Origin of the sequence: Streptomyces sp. NPDC050145 (assembly GCF_044460245.1) — a bacterium.
Lineage (GTDB): Bacteria > Actinomycetota > Actinomycetes > Streptomycetales > Streptomycetaceae > Streptomyces.
The window spans coordinates 291,784-306,030 of record NZ_JBITJS010000006.1 but is presented as its reverse complement, the minus strand read 5'-3'; the positions used below and the strand labels follow the sequence as shown (position 1 = coordinate 306,030).

Here is a 14,247-nt window from a genome sequence, read left to right as displayed (position 1 = left end):
GTCGAATGCCACTGGCGCGTCGTCAGTGACGTGTGCTTCACTCTCTGTAACTGCTCCTGGTCAGGAGGGCGTCAGGCCCGCCAGGTCCAGCAGCAGGGCTTTCACATCGGTGGCCGCGACACGGCCGGGGAACGCATGGGGGGTGGAGCTGATGATGAGCGGACCGTCGTCGTCGCTCGAGGGGAGGCGGCCGTGGCTGCCGCGAAGAGGTGAGGGGTCCAGAGGCACGACCGCCATCCGGTAGCGCATGCCGAGCTTCTTGCGGGCGAGCGCGCCGGCGGCCTTGACCTTGACGTAGGGGTCGAGGGGGTCCATGAACAGTTCGACCGGGTCGTAGCCGGGTTTGCGGTGGATCTCGACGAGCTGCGCGAAGTCGGGGGCGCGGTCGTCGTCGAGCCAGTAGTAGTACGTGAACCAGGCGTCCGGCTCGGCGACGGCGACGAGTTCGCCGGAGCGCGGGTGGTCGAGGTGGTGGGCCTTCTTGCCCTCGTCGTCGAGGAGCAGGTCGATGCCGGGCAGTCCAGCCAGGGCTGCCCGGGTCGCGTCGAGGTCCTCGGGGCGACGGACGTAGACGTGGGCGATCTGGTGGTCGGCGACCGCGAAGGCGCGGGAGGCCATCGGGTCGAGGTACTCCATGCCGTCCTGCGTGTGCACCTCGAGCAGGCCGGCGCGGCGCAGGGCCCGGTTGATGTCGACGGGGCGCTCGACGCGGGTGATGCCGTACTCGGACAGGGCGACGACGGTGCGGCCGGTGGCTCGGGCGTCGGCGAGGAGCGGGGCGAGGGCCGTGTCGATTTCGGCGGCGGCCCGGTGGGAGCGCGGGTCGTCGGGGCCGTAGCGCTGAAGGTCGTAGTCGAGGTGAGGGAGGTAGCACAGGGTCAGATCGGGGTCGCGGGTGTCGATGACGTGCCGGGTGGCGTCGATGATCCACTGGCTGGAGACGATGTCGGCGCCGGGGCCCCAGAAGTGGAAGAGGGGGAACGTGCCGAGTTTCTCGGTGAGTTCGTCGTGCAGGGCCGGGGGCCGGGTGTAGCAGTCGGGTTCTTTGCGGCCGTCGGCGTAGTAGACGGGGCGGGGGGTGATGGTGATGTCGGTGTCGGCGCCCATGGCGTACCACCAGCAGATGTTGGCGACGGTGTAGCCCGGGTGCGCGCGGCGGGCCGCGTCCCAGAGTTTGTCGCCGGACACGAGGCCGTTGTGCTGGCGCCACAGGAGGACGTCTCCGAGTTCGCGGAAGTACCAGCCGTTGCCGACGATGCCGTGCTCGGAGGGCATGGTGCCGGTGAGGAAGGTGGACTGGGCGGCGCAGGTGACGGCCGGCAGCACGGTGCTGAGGGGGGCCTTGGTCCCGGATCCGGCCAGTGCCTTGAGGTTCGGCATGTGGTCGAGGAGGCGGGGGGTGAGGCCGACGACGTCCAGGACGAGCAGCGGGGTCGGCCGGGGGTGTGCGTCCGTCACGGCAGCTCCTTCAGGCCGAGGTGGGTCAGCAGGTCGCGGGCGAGGGTGAGTTCGGCGGCGATGCCGTCGGCGAGCTGGGAGCGGGCGCGTGGGCGCAGCTCGGGCGGGAGGGCCTGCCAGGTGTAGGTCTCGACCTCCAGGTGGTGGGTGCGGGGGTGCTCGCCGCCGACGAGCCGGGTCAGCGTGTCCTGGAGGACGGGGAGTGTGGAGGTGAGGGGCGCGGCGGGGGCCGCGTGCAGGGGGACGTGGAAGTGGGCGCGCCAGGGTGTCGCGTCCGGGAGTCCGGCGCCGTCGAGGGCGGGGCCGAGGTCGTCGGTGCCGTGCAGGGTGCCGGCGGCGACGGTGCGGGTCTGGTGCAGGAAGCGGGGTTCGTCGAAGGCGGCGAGTGCCTCGCGGACTTCGGGGAGGTGGGGGTGTTCGGCGTGCAGGGCGGCGGAGAGCTGGGTTTTGACGACGGGTACGCGGGCGGCGGCGAGGGCGTCGAGCGCGGAGGCGGGGTCTTCGAAGGAGGTGGCGAGGTGACAGGTGTCGAGGCACAGGCCGATGCGGTCGGGCCGTCCGATCCGGGTGAGCGGTTCGATGGCGTCGGCGGTGGTCTCGACGACGCAGCCGGGCTCGGGTTCCAGGCCGACGCGGACGGACCGGCCGGTGAGGTCCTGGAGTGCGTCGAGGCGTTCGGCGAGGGTGACGAGGGCGGCTGTGGCGGTGTCGGCGCGCCGGGGGTCGTGGGCGGTGCGCCAGGCGAGCGGCAGCGTGGAGACGGTGCCCTCGGTGACGTCGGCGGGAAGGAGGGCGGCGAGCAGCCGGGCGAGGTCGGCGGTGTGGGCGAGGCGTTCGGGGTCGGCCCAGTCCGGCTTGTAGACGCGGTACTTGACCTCCTCGGCGCCGAACCCTTCGTAGGGGAAGCCGTTGAGGGTGACGACCTCGAGGCCGCGCCGGTCGAGTTCGGTGCGCAGGCCGCGCAGGGCCACCGGGTCGCTGATCAGGGCGCGGGCGGCGTCCTTGGCGAGCCAGAGTCCGATGCCGAGGCGGTCGCGGCCCAGGCGCCTGCGCACCGGTTCGCAGTGGTCGCGGAGCTGGGCGAGGACGCCGTCGAGGGTCTCGGCCGGGTGCACGTTGGTGCAGTACGCGAGGTGGACGGTCGAGCCGTCGGGGTGGCGGAAGCGCATCGGTCACGCTCCGCCGCGGAGGATGGAGTTGCCCTCGTGGGTCGTCTCGGGCGGTGCGGGCGCGTCGAGTTGGAGGCGGCCGCTGAGCCCGTAGAAGGCGACGGGGTTGCGCCACAGGACCAGGTCGACGTCGTCGTCGGTGAAGCCGGCGGCGAGCATCGCGTCGGCAACCTTGCGGGTCTTGAGCGGGTCGCTCTTTCCCCAGTCGGCCGCGGAGTTGACGAGGACCTTCTCGGGTCCGTAGGTCCGCAGGATGTCGACCATGCGGTCCTCGTCCATCTTGGTGTCGGGATAGACGGAGAAGCCGAGCCAGCTGCCGGCTTCCTTGGCCTCCTTGACGGTGGTCTCGTTGAGGTGGTCGACGAGGACCCGGTCGACGGGCAGCGCGGACTCGCGGACGACGTCGAGCGTGCGGCGCAGGCCGGAGAGCTTGTCGCGGTGCGGGGTGTGCACGAGGGCGGGCAAGTCATGGTCGGCGGCGAGTTGGAGCTGGGTGGCCAGGGCGGTGTCCTCGGCAGGGGTCATCGAGTCGTAGCCGATCTCTCCGACGGCGACGACGTTGTCCTTGACGAGGTAGCGCGGCAGGGCGTCGAGAACGGGGGTGCAGCGCGGGTCGTTGGCCTCTTTGGGGTTGAGGGCGATCGTGCAGTGGTGGGCGATGCCGTACTGGGCCGCGCGGAAGGGTTCCCAGCCGAGGAGCGCGTCGAAGTAGTCGAAGAACGAGGCGGGCGAGGTGCGCGGCTGGCCGAGCCAGAAGGCGGGTTCGACGAGGGCGCGGACGCCTGCGGCGTACATGGCCTCGTAGTCGTCGGTGGTGCGCGAGGTCATGTGGATGTGCGGGTCGAAGATGCGCATCAGGACTCCTTCGCCTCGGTGCCCGGTTCGTGGGGTGCGGGCTCGGTCAGGGCCAGGACGCGGTGCAGGTCCTCGGGGACGGTCCGGCCGGCGGCGGTGCGTTCGGCGGCGAAGTCGCCGAGCATGCGGGCGAGTTCGGTGTCGCCGTGGGCACGTCGGGGCAGTTCGGCGACGGCGTCGACGGGCACGCCGGTGAACAGGCACTTCAGGACGGCGTGCCGCCAGTGGTGGGCGGGCAGGTGCGTGGCGGCGTACGGGCCGACGGCGGCGGCGACGAGCCGGGTGTCGTTGGTGCGCAGCGCGTCCTCGACGAGGAGCAGTCCCTCGGGGCCCGGCACGAGGTGGGGCAGGGCGTGCAGGACGGCGCGGCGTTCGGCGGCGGTGCCCTCGCCGTACAGCCGGTGGAGCGTGGTGCTGTCGGCGTGGGCGGCGTGCAGCAGGAGGATGCGGGCGGCGTCGGCGTGGTCCTGGCCGGTGCGGCGGCCGGCCTCGGCGAACCGGGTCTCCCAGACGGGTGGTGTCGTGTCGGCGGCGGTGCGGGCGGCGGCCAGTGCGTGGTCGAGCCATTCACGCGCGGTGTCGGTGAGCTCCGCATCGAGATGGGCGCGGAGCGCGGTGACGGTGGCGGCCTTGGTCATGAGCTGCCTCCTCGTGCTGCGGCGTGGAGGAACGGGAGGGAGCGGGTGGCCTGTTCGGGCCCCGCGTGGGAGTGGCGCGGGAGTTCGACGACGACAAGGCCCTGGTAGCCGGCGCCGTCCAGGGCGTCGAGCACCGGCGGGAAGTCGATCTCTCCGTCGCCGAACGGAAGGTGCTCGTGGACGCCTCGCCGCATGTCCTCGATCTGGACGTGGCGCAGCCAGGGCGCCGCCGCGCGGACGCAGTCGGCGGGTGAGGCGGGTTCCAGGCACTGGCAGTGGCCGATGTCCAGGGTGAGTCCGAGGGCGTCGGGGCTGCCGAGCAGCCCGCGCAGGTGATGGAAGTCGTCGAGGGTGGCGAGGAGATGGCCGGGCTCGGGTTCGACGGCGAGGGGGACGCCGGCACTGGTGGCGGCTTCGAGGAGCGGTGCGAGTTCGTCGGTGAGGCGCTTCCAGGCGGTGTCCCGGTCGGTGCCGGCCGGGGTGACCCCGCTGAAGCAGTGCACGGCGTGGGCGCCCAGGTCGGCGGCGACCTGGACGGAGCGTACGAGGAGCCGCCCGCGGGCCGCACGGGCGTCGGGATCGGGGTCGAGGAGGGAGGGGCCGTGTTTGCGGCGCGGATCGAGGACGTAGCGGGCGCCGGTCTCGACGGTGGCTGTCATCCCGTACCGGTCCAGGCCCCGGGCGACCTGACGGGTGCGGGCTGCCAGGTCCGGGAGCAGGGGGTCGAGGTGCATGTGGTCGAGGGTGAGGCCGACGCCGTCGTAGCCGAGGTCGGCGAGGAGGGCGAGGGCGTCGTCGAGGCGGAGGTCGGTGAGTCCGTTGGTGCCGTAGCCCCAGCGCAGGGTCATGTGACGCTCACCTTCCTGGAGAAGCGGCGGGCGAGAGGGGCGAGGGCGGCGGTGAGCAGAGCGGTTCCGGGTGCGCCCGCGCGGGCGGCCAGGGCGGCCTGGAGCGGGATCATCGCGCGGATCCCGGCGCCGACGGCGCGCTGGGTCAGGGGTGGTGACGGGTTGAGTGCGGCGTGGAGAAGGGGGCGGGTCGTCGTGACCGCGTACGCGGTGGGACCCGGCAGGCCGAGGGGGGCTGCGGCGCCTCGGCCTGCCGGGGGTCTGGTGAGGTGTGCCGCGATGGCCGCGGTGGCGGCCAGGGCCGCGGCGGGTACCTGGGGGCATCCGCCGGTGGTCTCGTTGCGGGAGACCGTGGTGACGGCGACGGTGTGGCCGGCGAGGGTCAGGGCCGAAGGGAGGGCAGCGCTGAGGGGGGCCCGCGGGGTGGAACCGGCACCGCTACCGCTGCGGCGCGGGGTGGGCCGGGCAGCGGTGGTGGCCTCCGCCACTCGGTGGGCCGTATGGGCCGGTTGCGAGTGGCCTCCGGGGGCGGCGGGGCGGAGGGTGGTGCGTGGCCGGAGGTCGGCGTGCCGAGGTGCTTCGTTACCGGTGGTTGCCCGGCGGTCCGGTTGTGCGCCCGGCTCGGGGGCGGCCGAGGGTGCGGCCGACTGTCGTGGGGCGGCGCCGGTGGCCGAGGCGCCCAGGAGGAGGTCGAGGCCGCGGGCCGCGCCCATGGCCAGGGGACCGGCGGGTGTGCGCTTCAGACCCAGGTCGTACGCCCAGACCGTCGCGGCCAGGGCTCCGGCGAGGGCACCGGGGGCGCGTCCGGCGCGGAAGGCCAGGCCGACGCCCGCTGCTGTGAAGGCGCCCGCCGCCGCCAGTGCCGCGGTGGGACGGATACGGCCCGAGGGGATCGGGCGGTGGGGGCGGTCGACGGCGTCCTCGGCGCGGTCCGCCCAGTCGTTGAGGGCCATGCCCGCCTCGTACAGGCACAGGGAGGAGGCGACGGCCAGGAGGGTACGGCGGTTCGGGCGGGCTCCGACGGCTGCGGCGCCGGCGAGGGCGTCGCCGGGAACGGTGAACAGGGCGGGCAGGCGCAGGAGTTCGGCCCAGGCGCGGGCGCGGGAGCCGCTGCCGGTGCCTGTGCCAGTGCGGACATCGGCCCCGGCTCCGATGGCGGAGGCGTGCGCGGTGGGCAGCGGGGTACCGGCGGAGGTCGCGGCTCGCGGGTCCGACGCAGCGCCCCTGTCCCCCGCGTCGGCTCCGACGGCTCCGTCGAGCCTGCCGGGGCCGGCGAGTCTGCCGGTTGCGTCGCGTGGGCCGGTGGTCTCGGGCTCGGTCGCGCTCATGACCGGCCTCGCAGGCGCTCCGCGAAGTCGACCAGGGTGGCGTACTGCTCGCCGAGGGAGGAGGACGCGCCCTGGTCGGGGTCCTTGAAGTAGAAGCCGAGTTCGGGGCGCGGGCCGGTCAGGCCTACGGTGTGGGCGCGCAGGAGGAGGCGGGCCAGGTCGAGGACGAGGGGTGCGGCGAGAGCGGAGTCGCAGCCCTGCCAGGTGGTCTGCAGCACCATGCGGGCGCCGAGGAAGCCGTCGAAGGCGATGTGGTCCCAGGCGGTCTTCCAGTCGCCGAGGGCGGGCACGTCGTCGATGTGGACCTCGCCCTGGGGGACGGTGCCGAGGGTGTCGGCGAGGACGCGTTCCTTGCCCGCGTTCTTGGCTGCCGCCGCGGCCGGGTCGGCGAGGGCGGCGCCGTCGCCTCCGCCGAGGAGGTTGGTGCCGGACCAGGCGCGTACGTCGAGGGCGCGCTGCAGGAACATCGGGCCGAGGACGGAGCGCAGCAGGGTCTGCCCGGTCTTGCCGTCGCGGCCGGCGTGGGGCACGGAGGCGGTCGCGGCGTGTTCGGCGAGGGCGGGGTGGTGGAGGCCGGTCGAGGGGGTGAAGTTGACGTAGGGACAGCCGGCGCGGAGTGCGGCCGCGGCGTAGAGGGAACTCGGGGGGAGGTGTCCGTCGGAGGGCGCCGGTTCGGTGGAGGCAACGTTGACGACGACGGCGCCGGCGAGGTTCTCGCGGCGGACGAAGTCGGTGATGTCGGCGGCGAAGGTGTCGATGAGGGCGTCGGTCGTGCGGTCGTCGTCCCGGCCGGGCAGGGGGCCGCCGGGGCGGATCGCAAGATCGGCGGCGGTGAGTTCGGCGTGCACGGCGGACGGCAGGCCGTGGGGCAGGACGCCACCGGCGGCGAGGTGTTCGGCGCGCTTGGGCAGCGGGCAGTCGACGGTGTCGTGGCCACCGAAGACGAGTGAGGTCAGGGGCGGGAGCCCGGAGTCGGTGAAGGGGGTGGTCTCGGTGACCATGCCGGTCGGGGGATGGAGCCCGGCGGCGACGGCGGCGCAGCCGGCGACGGCGGTGGTGGCGACGGAGCCGCGGGCGCCGATGAGCCAGACGCCGAAGCGCGGGGCGGTGTCGGGAGTGGGGGTGGGGGTGGACGGTTCGGTGGACATGGGCAGCCTCCTTGTCGAACGCGAACCGGGGGTGGTGGCCGGAGGGGTGGTGGCCGGGCGGGACGGCGGGCGGAGGTCCGGCGTCCTCCGCCCGCCGCCGTTCGGGGTGCCCGGGGTCCCGCCGCGGGGGCGGGTCTCCGGGCTCTACGGCCCGGGCCCGAGGGCCCGGGGGCCGGGCCGCTGGTGCGGGGTGTTGTTCCGGGTGCCCTGGGAGTCCTGGGAGTCCTGGGTGTCCTGGGTGTCCTGGGTGATCGGGGTGATCGGGGTGATCGGGGTGATCGGGGTGTTGCTGATGACCCAGGTGTTCCGCGCCGGCCCGGGGTTCCAAGTGGCCCGGGAACCCCGGAGCGTTCCGGGGCTCACCCGGCGGCACTCGCCGGAGCGCCGCCGGACGGGGCAGCCGGGTCGCGCAGGGGGCGGCCCGGGGTGCCGGGGCGGGCTAGTCGCTCAGTTCCTTGAGTTGGATGTCGCGGAAGGAGACATGGTCGGCGTCACCGTGGTTCTGGATGCCGATGTAGCCGTTCTTGAGGCTGCGCTCGGGGTCCGCGTTGGTGAAGTCGTTGATCTTGACTCCGTTGAGGAAGACCTGGAGGCGTTCGCCCTGGACCCTGATCTCGTAGGAGTTCCACTCGCCGGGCGGCTTCAGGGCCGCGTCGCGGGCCTCGAGGTCCGCCGCCTTGAACGTGTAGACGGACCCGGTGGTGCGGTCGGGCGCGTCCGTGGCGTCGATCTGGACCTCGTAGCCCTTGTTCACGGCGGACCAGGGGTCGTCGGAGGCGGGGAAGCCCACGAAGACTCCGGAGTTGTCGTCGCCCTGCATCTTCCAGTCGAGCTTGAGGGAGTACGACGAGAGCTCGTGGGCCTGGTACCAGAGAAGGCCCATGCCGCCGTTGGACGCGAGCGTGCCGTCCTTGATGTCGAACCCGCCGGGGCCGGCCTGCTTCCAGCCGTCCAGGGTCTGACCGTTGAAGATCGGCCGGTAGCCCTTGTCCGGCTTGCAGTCCGCCGCGGTCTGGCCCGTGGCGTACTTCAGGCCGCCGAGGAGGTGCTTACGGTAGGCGTCGTCGGCGTAGGACTCCTTGGTGTGGCCGAGGCCGGTGTAGAAGGAGCGGCCCCCGCCGTAGTTCTGGCACCAGGCGATCGGGTGATCGCCCTTCATCGTGCCGCCCTGGTAGGTCGTCTCGTCGAGCGAGGCGAGGACGTGTACCTTGCCGCGCGGGTTCGTGCGGTAGTTGTACAGCTCGTCGGTGCGCTCCCAGGTGGCGTCGAGGTGCTTGGTGGCCGGGTTGTCCCGGTCCTCGACGCGGACGGTGGCCTTCTGGATGGCCGGGTGGGAGTCGAACCAGGCGCCGACGAGGTTGCCGTAGTAGGGCCAGTCGTACTCGGTGTCGGCTGCGGCGTGGATGCCCATGTAGCCGCCGCCGTCGGCGATGTAGCCCTCGAAGGCCCTCTGCTGGGTGTCATTGAGGACGTCGCCGGTGGTGGAGAGGAAGACGACGGCGTCGTAGCGGGCCAGGTTGTCGGGGGTGAACTGGGCGGCGTTCTCGGTGGTGTCGACGGTCATGTCGCTGCCCGCGCCGAGTTCCTTGAGGGCGGCGATGCCGTCCGGGATGGCGTCGTGGCGGAAGCCGGCGGTCTTGGAGAAGACCAGGACCCGCTTGGCGTCCTTCGCGGGTGCCTGGGTGGAGAGCTCGAAGGAGTCCAGGTCGTAGAGGGCGCCGGCGCCGCCCTTGAAGACGAGGTAGAGGTCGGTGGTCTTCGTCGGGACCTTCGTCAGGGCGACGTCGACGTTCTGGAAGTTGGCCCAGCCGCCGGTGACGGGGACGGTGGTGGAGCCCAGGAGGGGTCCGGTCGCGGAGCCGGTGCGCACCTCGAGGACGCCGCCGGCGCCGCCGGAGGAGACGCGGGCGGTGAGCTTCTTGACGCCGGTGAGGTTGTAGGGCGTGAAGGAGACCCAGTCGCCGTTGTTGATGTCGCCGACGGTCTTGCCGCCTTCGGCCTCCGTCTTGCTCTGCTGGGCCGTGCCCTGCTGCTTGCTGTAGTGCTCGGCCTGGCGGTGCGGCGGCTGGACAACGGCGCGGGCGGTGCCGGTCAGCGCCTCCTGGCCGTTCGCCCCCTTGTCCGTGTAGCTGGCCCCGACGACGCCGTAGATGTTGGCGTTGGGGTCGTGTCCGCCGTCACCGGCGGGCGGCTTCAGGGTGCCCTCGCAGCCCATCTCACTGGTGAGCTCGTGGGCGTGGGAGTCGTGACCGAGGCTGTAGGCGACCTTGACCTTGGAGCAGTCGACCGTCTCCTCGGGGTCGGTGACGGTCACCTTGAAGGGGACGGGGTCGCCGAGCTTGGCGAGGGTGCCGTTGGCCGGGAGGTCGATCTTCACCTTGGGTTCCGTGTTGCCGACGACGACCCGGGTGCTGGCGTTGCCGGTGTTGCCCTCGGGGTCCTTGGCCGTGAAGGTCGCGGTGTAGGTGCCGACCTTCTTGTACTGGTGGGTCGGGGTGAGACCCTCGCCCTTGGTGCCGTCGCCGAAGTCCCAGCCGTAGGTCAGGTTCGGCGAGTCGGCGTCCTTCGCGCTGCCGGTGAAGTCAACCTTCATCCCGGCCGCGCCGGAGGTCCTGTCGGCCTTGACCTCGGCGATCGGGGAGAAGCCGTCGGCGGCGTTCTCGATGCGGTACAGGGCGGAGTTGTCGTCGCCCTGGAACCAGGAGACGCCGTAGTCGAGGACGTAGAGCGCGCCGTCGGGGCCGAACTCCATGTCCATGATCTGGGTGCCGGTCCACGGGAAGTCGTTGATCTTCGCGACCGTGCCGTCCTCGTTCTGCTCGATCCGCTTGATCCAGCGGCGGCCGAACTCGCCGGCGAAGAAGTCCCCGTCGTAGGCCTCGGGGAACTTCACCTTGGAGTCGAGGTTCGGGTCGTAGCGGTAGACCGGGCCGCCCATCGGGGACTCGGAGCCGGAGCCGAACTCGGGCACGGAGCCGCCGTCGTAGGGGATCCAGGCGGCCTGCGCGGGCGGCAGGTCGACGAGGCCCGTGTTGTGCCGCGAGGTGTTCTTGGGTGCGGCACAGTCGAAGGTCGCGCCGGACTCCTTCGTGGCGAAGTCGTAGTCGACGTACGGGTCGTTGTCGCCGGTGCAGAACGGCCAGCCGAAGTTGGCGGCCTTGGTGACCTTGGCGAACTCGACCTGGCCGCCCGGCCCGCGCTTCGGGTCCGCGGCGCCCGCGTCGGGGCCGTAGTCGCCGACGTAGACGGTGCCGGTCTTGTCGTCGACGCTCATCCGGAACGGGTTGCGGAAGCCCATCGCGTAGATCTCGGGGCGGGTCTTCTCGGTGCCGGGGGCGAAGAGGTTGCCGTCGGGGACCGTGTACGAGCCGTCCTCGGCGACCTTGATGCGCAGGATCTTGCCGCGCAGGTCGTTGGTGTTGCCGGCGGAGCGGCGGGCGTCGAACGCGGGGTTGCGGTCCGGGCGTTCGTCGATCGGGGTGAAGCCGTCGGAGGCGAAGGGGTTGGAGTCGTCGCCGGTCGAGAGGTACAGGTTGCCCTGCGCGTCGAAGTCGATGTCGCCGCCGACGTGGCAGCAGATGCCGCGGGACGCGGCGACGTCGATGACCTTCTTCTCGCTGGCCATGTCGAGGGTGCCGTTGCCGTTGAGGACGAAGCGGGAGAGGCGGTTGACGCCGTCGAACTTCTTGAAGTCCTCGGCGGTCCCCGTCTCGGGGGCGTCCCCGGCGGGGGTGTCGAGCGGCGGGGCGTAGTAGAGGTAGACGGCCCGGTTGTTCTTGAAGTCGGGGTCGATGCCGACGCCCTGCAGGCCTTCCTCGTCGTGGTTGTAGACAGGGATCTTGCCGGCGACCTTGGTGACTCCGCCCTGGTCGGTGAGGCGGAGTGTGCCGTCGCGGGCGGTGTGCAGGACGCTGCGGTCGGGGAGCACGGCGAGCGACATCGGCTCGCCCATCTCGGGCTCGCCCTTGGCCAGGGGGACCTGCTGGAACTGGCCCTCGGCGGCCGCGTCGGACGAGGTGGCGCCGGCGGACGAGCTGGCCTCGGCGGACGTCGCGGCCGGGGCGGTGTTGTCCGCGGGCTCGGCCGCGACGGCCGTCAGCGTCGGGGTGCCCACGGCGAGCAGGGTGCCGGTGAGCAGGGCGAGGGCGGTGCGGAGTCGGGGGCGACGCAAGGCTCCGCTGCTTCTGGATCGGGTTCTGTGCACGAAGTCCCTCCGGGAACGGGTGGGCCGTACGGAACGGGTGCTCGGACGTGCGGTGCGGGCGCCGGGGTGCGCCGTCACCCCGGAGGTGCGGGTGTCCCGGAGTGCTCGGGGCGACTGCGGGGACACGTCTGGGACCGTAGCGGCGTTTGTCCGGGGCGAACACCCCTTGCGCCACTGTTGGTTGAGCTTTCTCCCATCGCAGGACAAAGCTGGTTCGGGGCAGCCCGGATCAGGGACCGGCGTGCGGTGCCGGTCCCTCCCCCCGTGCGGATGTCTCGCCGGGTGCCGGGTCGGTCAGCTGTTGAAGGCGGCGTCGAAGGACGCGGTGGGCGGTTCGAAGTCGAACGCCTTCAGGCTGCGCAGGGCCTCGGGCGCCCCTTGCAGGCGGTCCATGCCGGCGTCCTCCCACTCCACGGAGATCGGCCCCGTGTAGTCGATGGAGCGCAGCATCCGGAAGACGTCCTCCCAGGGCACGTCCCCGTGTCCGGCCGAGACGAAGTCCCAGCCGCGGCGCGGGTCGCCCCAGGGGAGGTGGGAGCCGAGACGTCCGTTGCGGCCGTCGAGGCGGCGCCGGGCCTCCTTGCAGTCGACGTGGTAGACGCGGTCCCGGAAGTCCCACAGGAAGCCGACCGGGTCGAGGTCCTGCCACACGAAGTGCGAGGGGTCGAAGTTGAGGCCGAAGGCGGGCCGGTGGTCGACCGCGGCGAGCGCCTTGTGCGTGGTCCAGTAGTCGTAGGCGATCTCGCTGGGGTGGACCTCGTGCGCGAAGCGGACGCCCTCCGCGTCGAAGACGTCGAGGATCGGGTTCCAGCGCTCCGCGAAGTCCTCGTAGCCGCGCTCGATCATCGACTCGGGTGCCGGGGGGAACATGGCGACGAGATGCCAGATCGAGGATCCGGTGAACCCGATGACGGTGTCGACGCCGAAGGCCGCGGCGGCGCGCGCCGTGTCCTTGATCTCGACGGCGGCGCGCCGGCGCACTCCCTCGGCGTCTCCGTCGCCCCAGATGCGGGCCGGCAGGATGCCCTGGTGCCGTTCGTCGATGATGGCGTCACAGACGGCCTGGCCGACCAGATGGTTGGAGATCGCCCAGCACTTGAGCCCGTACTTGTCGAGCAGGGCGTGGCGGGAGTCCAGGTAGGACGGGTCGGCGAGGGCCTTGTCGACCTCGAAGTGATCGCCCCAGCAGGCGAGTTCGAGCCCGTCGTAGCCGAAGTCGCGGGCCAGGCGGCAGACTTCCTCGAGCGGCAGGTCCGCCCATTGTCCGGTGAAGAGCGTGAACTGGCGTGGCACGGTGTGCGGACCTCCTCAGGCCGGTACGGGGGTGTAGACGGAGTTCTTCGCCGCGCTCTCCTCCACGGCGGCGAGGACGCGCTGCACCTGGAGCCCGTCGGCGAACGACGGGGCGGGCGCGGTGCGGGCGGCGATCGCGTGGACCAGGTCGCGGGCCTGGTGCGCGAAGGTGTGCTCGTAGCCGAGACCGTGGCCCGGCGGCCACCAGCCCTCCAGGTAGGGGTGCTCGGGTTCGGTGACGAGGATGCGGCGGAAGCCGGCGCTGACGCCGGGTTCGGTGTGGTCGTGGAAGTGCAGTTCGTTGAGCCGCTCCAGGTCGAAGGCCAGGGAGCCGCGCTCACCGTTGAGTTCCACCTTCAGGGCGTTCTTGCGGCCGGACGCGAAGCGGGTCGCCTCGAAGGAGGCGAGCGCCCCGGAGGCGAAGCGGCCGGTGAACACGGCGGCGTCGTCCACGGTGACCTGCCCGACGCCGCCGGCTCCGGTCGCCGACAGGCCCGAGCCGGCGCCGGCCGGCAGCGGGCGTTCCTTGACGAAGGTCTCGGTGAGCGCGGAGACCCCGGCGACGGGCTCCCCCGCGAGGAACTGGGCGAGGTCGACGGCGTGCGCCCCGAGGTCGCCGAGCGCGCCCGAGCCGGCGTACGGCTTCTGGAGGCGCCAGGTGAGCGGGAAGGCGGGGTCGACGAGCCAGTCCTGGAGGTAGCTGACGCGGACGTGGCGCAGGGTGCCGAGGCGGCCCTCGGCGATCATCCGGCGGGCCAGGGCGATGGCCGGGACCCGCCGGTAGTTGAAGCCGGTCATGGCCAGCTGGCCGCGTGCGGCCGCGGCGCGCGCGGCCTCGGTCATCGCCTCGGCCTCCTCGACGGTGTTGGCGAGCGGCTTCTCGCACAGCACGTGCTTGCCGGCTTCCAGGGCGGCGACGGCGATCTCGGCGTGGCTGTCGCCGGGGGTGCAGATGTCGACGAGGTCGACGTCGTCCCGGGCGATCAGCGCGCGCCAGTCGGTCTCGGCCGCGGCCCAGCCGAGCCGGTCGGCCGCGGCGCGCACGGCCTGTCCGTCACGCCCGCAGACCGCGGCGAGCCGGGGCCTGAGCGGGAGGTCGAAGGCGTGTCGGACCGTGCGCCACCCCTGGGAGTGGGCGGCGCCCATGAACGCGTAGCCGACCATGCCGACGCCGAGCACGGGCTTGTGCCCGGGCGCGCCGCTCCCCTCTCCGCCGCCGTCCCCCGTCGCTTCCCGGACCGTCGTCGGGCCCGTGCTGCTGCCTGCCATGCGGAAGTCCTCCTCGTCCACGCCGTGATCGTCAGGT

General features: G+C 72.5%; 11 protein-coding genes. All 11 read right to left on the bottom strand.

Annotation, left to right across the window (positions count from 1 at the left end; genetic code table 11):
* Nucleotides 1-60: 60 nt before the first annotated feature.
* A complete protein-coding gene (locus ACIBTU_RS14855) occupies nucleotides 61-1,458 on the bottom strand; it encodes a nucleotide pyrophosphatase/phosphodiesterase family protein (RefSeq protein WP_399126486.1) in 1,398 nt (465 codons plus the stop codon).
* A complete protein-coding gene (gene eboE, locus ACIBTU_RS14850; RefSeq protein WP_399126485.1) occupies nucleotides 1,455-2,627 on the bottom strand; it encodes a metabolite traffic protein EboE in 1,173 nt (390 codons plus the stop codon). Before eboE ends, ACIBTU_RS14855 begins: the two co-directional genes overlap by 4 nt.
* A 3-nt stretch (nucleotides 2,628-2,630) precedes the next feature.
* Nucleotides 2,631-3,482: a TatD family hydrolase gene (locus tag ACIBTU_RS14845; protein ID WP_399126484.1), complete on the bottom strand. Its 852-nt coding sequence runs from the start codon at nucleotides 3,480-3,482 to the stop codon at nucleotides 2,631-2,633.
* Nucleotides 3,482-4,120, bottom strand: a complete 639-nt coding sequence (locus tag ACIBTU_RS14840; protein ID WP_399126483.1) for an EboA domain-containing protein — start codon at nucleotides 4,118-4,120, stop codon at nucleotides 3,482-3,484. The genes ACIBTU_RS14845 and ACIBTU_RS14840 overlap by 1 nt, the downstream gene beginning before the upstream one ends.
* Nucleotides 4,117-4,968 carry a sugar phosphate isomerase/epimerase family protein gene (locus ACIBTU_RS14835; RefSeq protein WP_399126482.1) on the bottom strand — a complete coding sequence of 284 codons (852 nt, stop codon included), beginning with the start codon at nucleotides 4,966-4,968 and terminating at the stop codon, nucleotides 4,117-4,119. Before ACIBTU_RS14835 ends, ACIBTU_RS14840 begins: the two co-directional genes overlap by 4 nt.
* Nucleotides 4,965-6,296 (bottom strand): SCO3242 family prenyltransferase, encoded by a 1,332-nt coding sequence (locus ACIBTU_RS14830; RefSeq protein WP_399126481.1) that lies wholly within the window; start codon nucleotides 6,294-6,296, stop codon nucleotides 4,965-4,967. The genes ACIBTU_RS14835 and ACIBTU_RS14830 overlap by 4 nt, the downstream gene beginning before the upstream one ends.
* On the bottom strand, nucleotides 6,293-7,444 hold the full coding sequence (locus tag ACIBTU_RS14825) for an inositol-3-phosphate synthase (protein WP_399126480.1): 1,152 nt from the start codon (nucleotides 7,442-7,444) through the stop codon (nucleotides 6,293-6,295). Before ACIBTU_RS14825 ends, ACIBTU_RS14830 begins: the two co-directional genes overlap by 4 nt.
* 144 nt (nucleotides 7,445-7,588) lie before the next feature.
* A complete protein-coding gene (locus ACIBTU_RS14820; protein ID WP_399126479.1) occupies nucleotides 7,589-7,807 on the bottom strand; it encodes a hypothetical protein in 219 nt (72 codons plus the stop codon).
* 76 nt (nucleotides 7,808-7,883) lie between these two features.
* Entirely contained in the window at nucleotides 7,884-11,648 is a 3,765-nt protein-coding gene (locus ACIBTU_RS14815) for a ThuA domain-containing protein (protein ID WP_399126478.1), read from the bottom strand.
* A gap of 294 nt (nucleotides 11,649-11,942) precedes the next feature.
* A complete protein-coding gene (locus tag ACIBTU_RS14810; RefSeq protein WP_399126477.1) occupies nucleotides 11,943-12,941 on the bottom strand; it encodes a sugar phosphate isomerase/epimerase family protein in 999 nt (332 codons plus the stop codon).
* Between the two features lie 15 nt (nucleotides 12,942-12,956).
* The gene (locus ACIBTU_RS14805) at nucleotides 12,957-14,105 is read right to left on the bottom strand and encodes a Gfo/Idh/MocA family protein (RefSeq protein ID WP_399126582.1); all 1,149 of its coding nucleotides are present in this window, start codon (nucleotides 14,103-14,105) and stop codon (nucleotides 12,957-12,959) included.
* Nucleotides 14,106-14,247 lie beyond the last annotated feature (142 nt).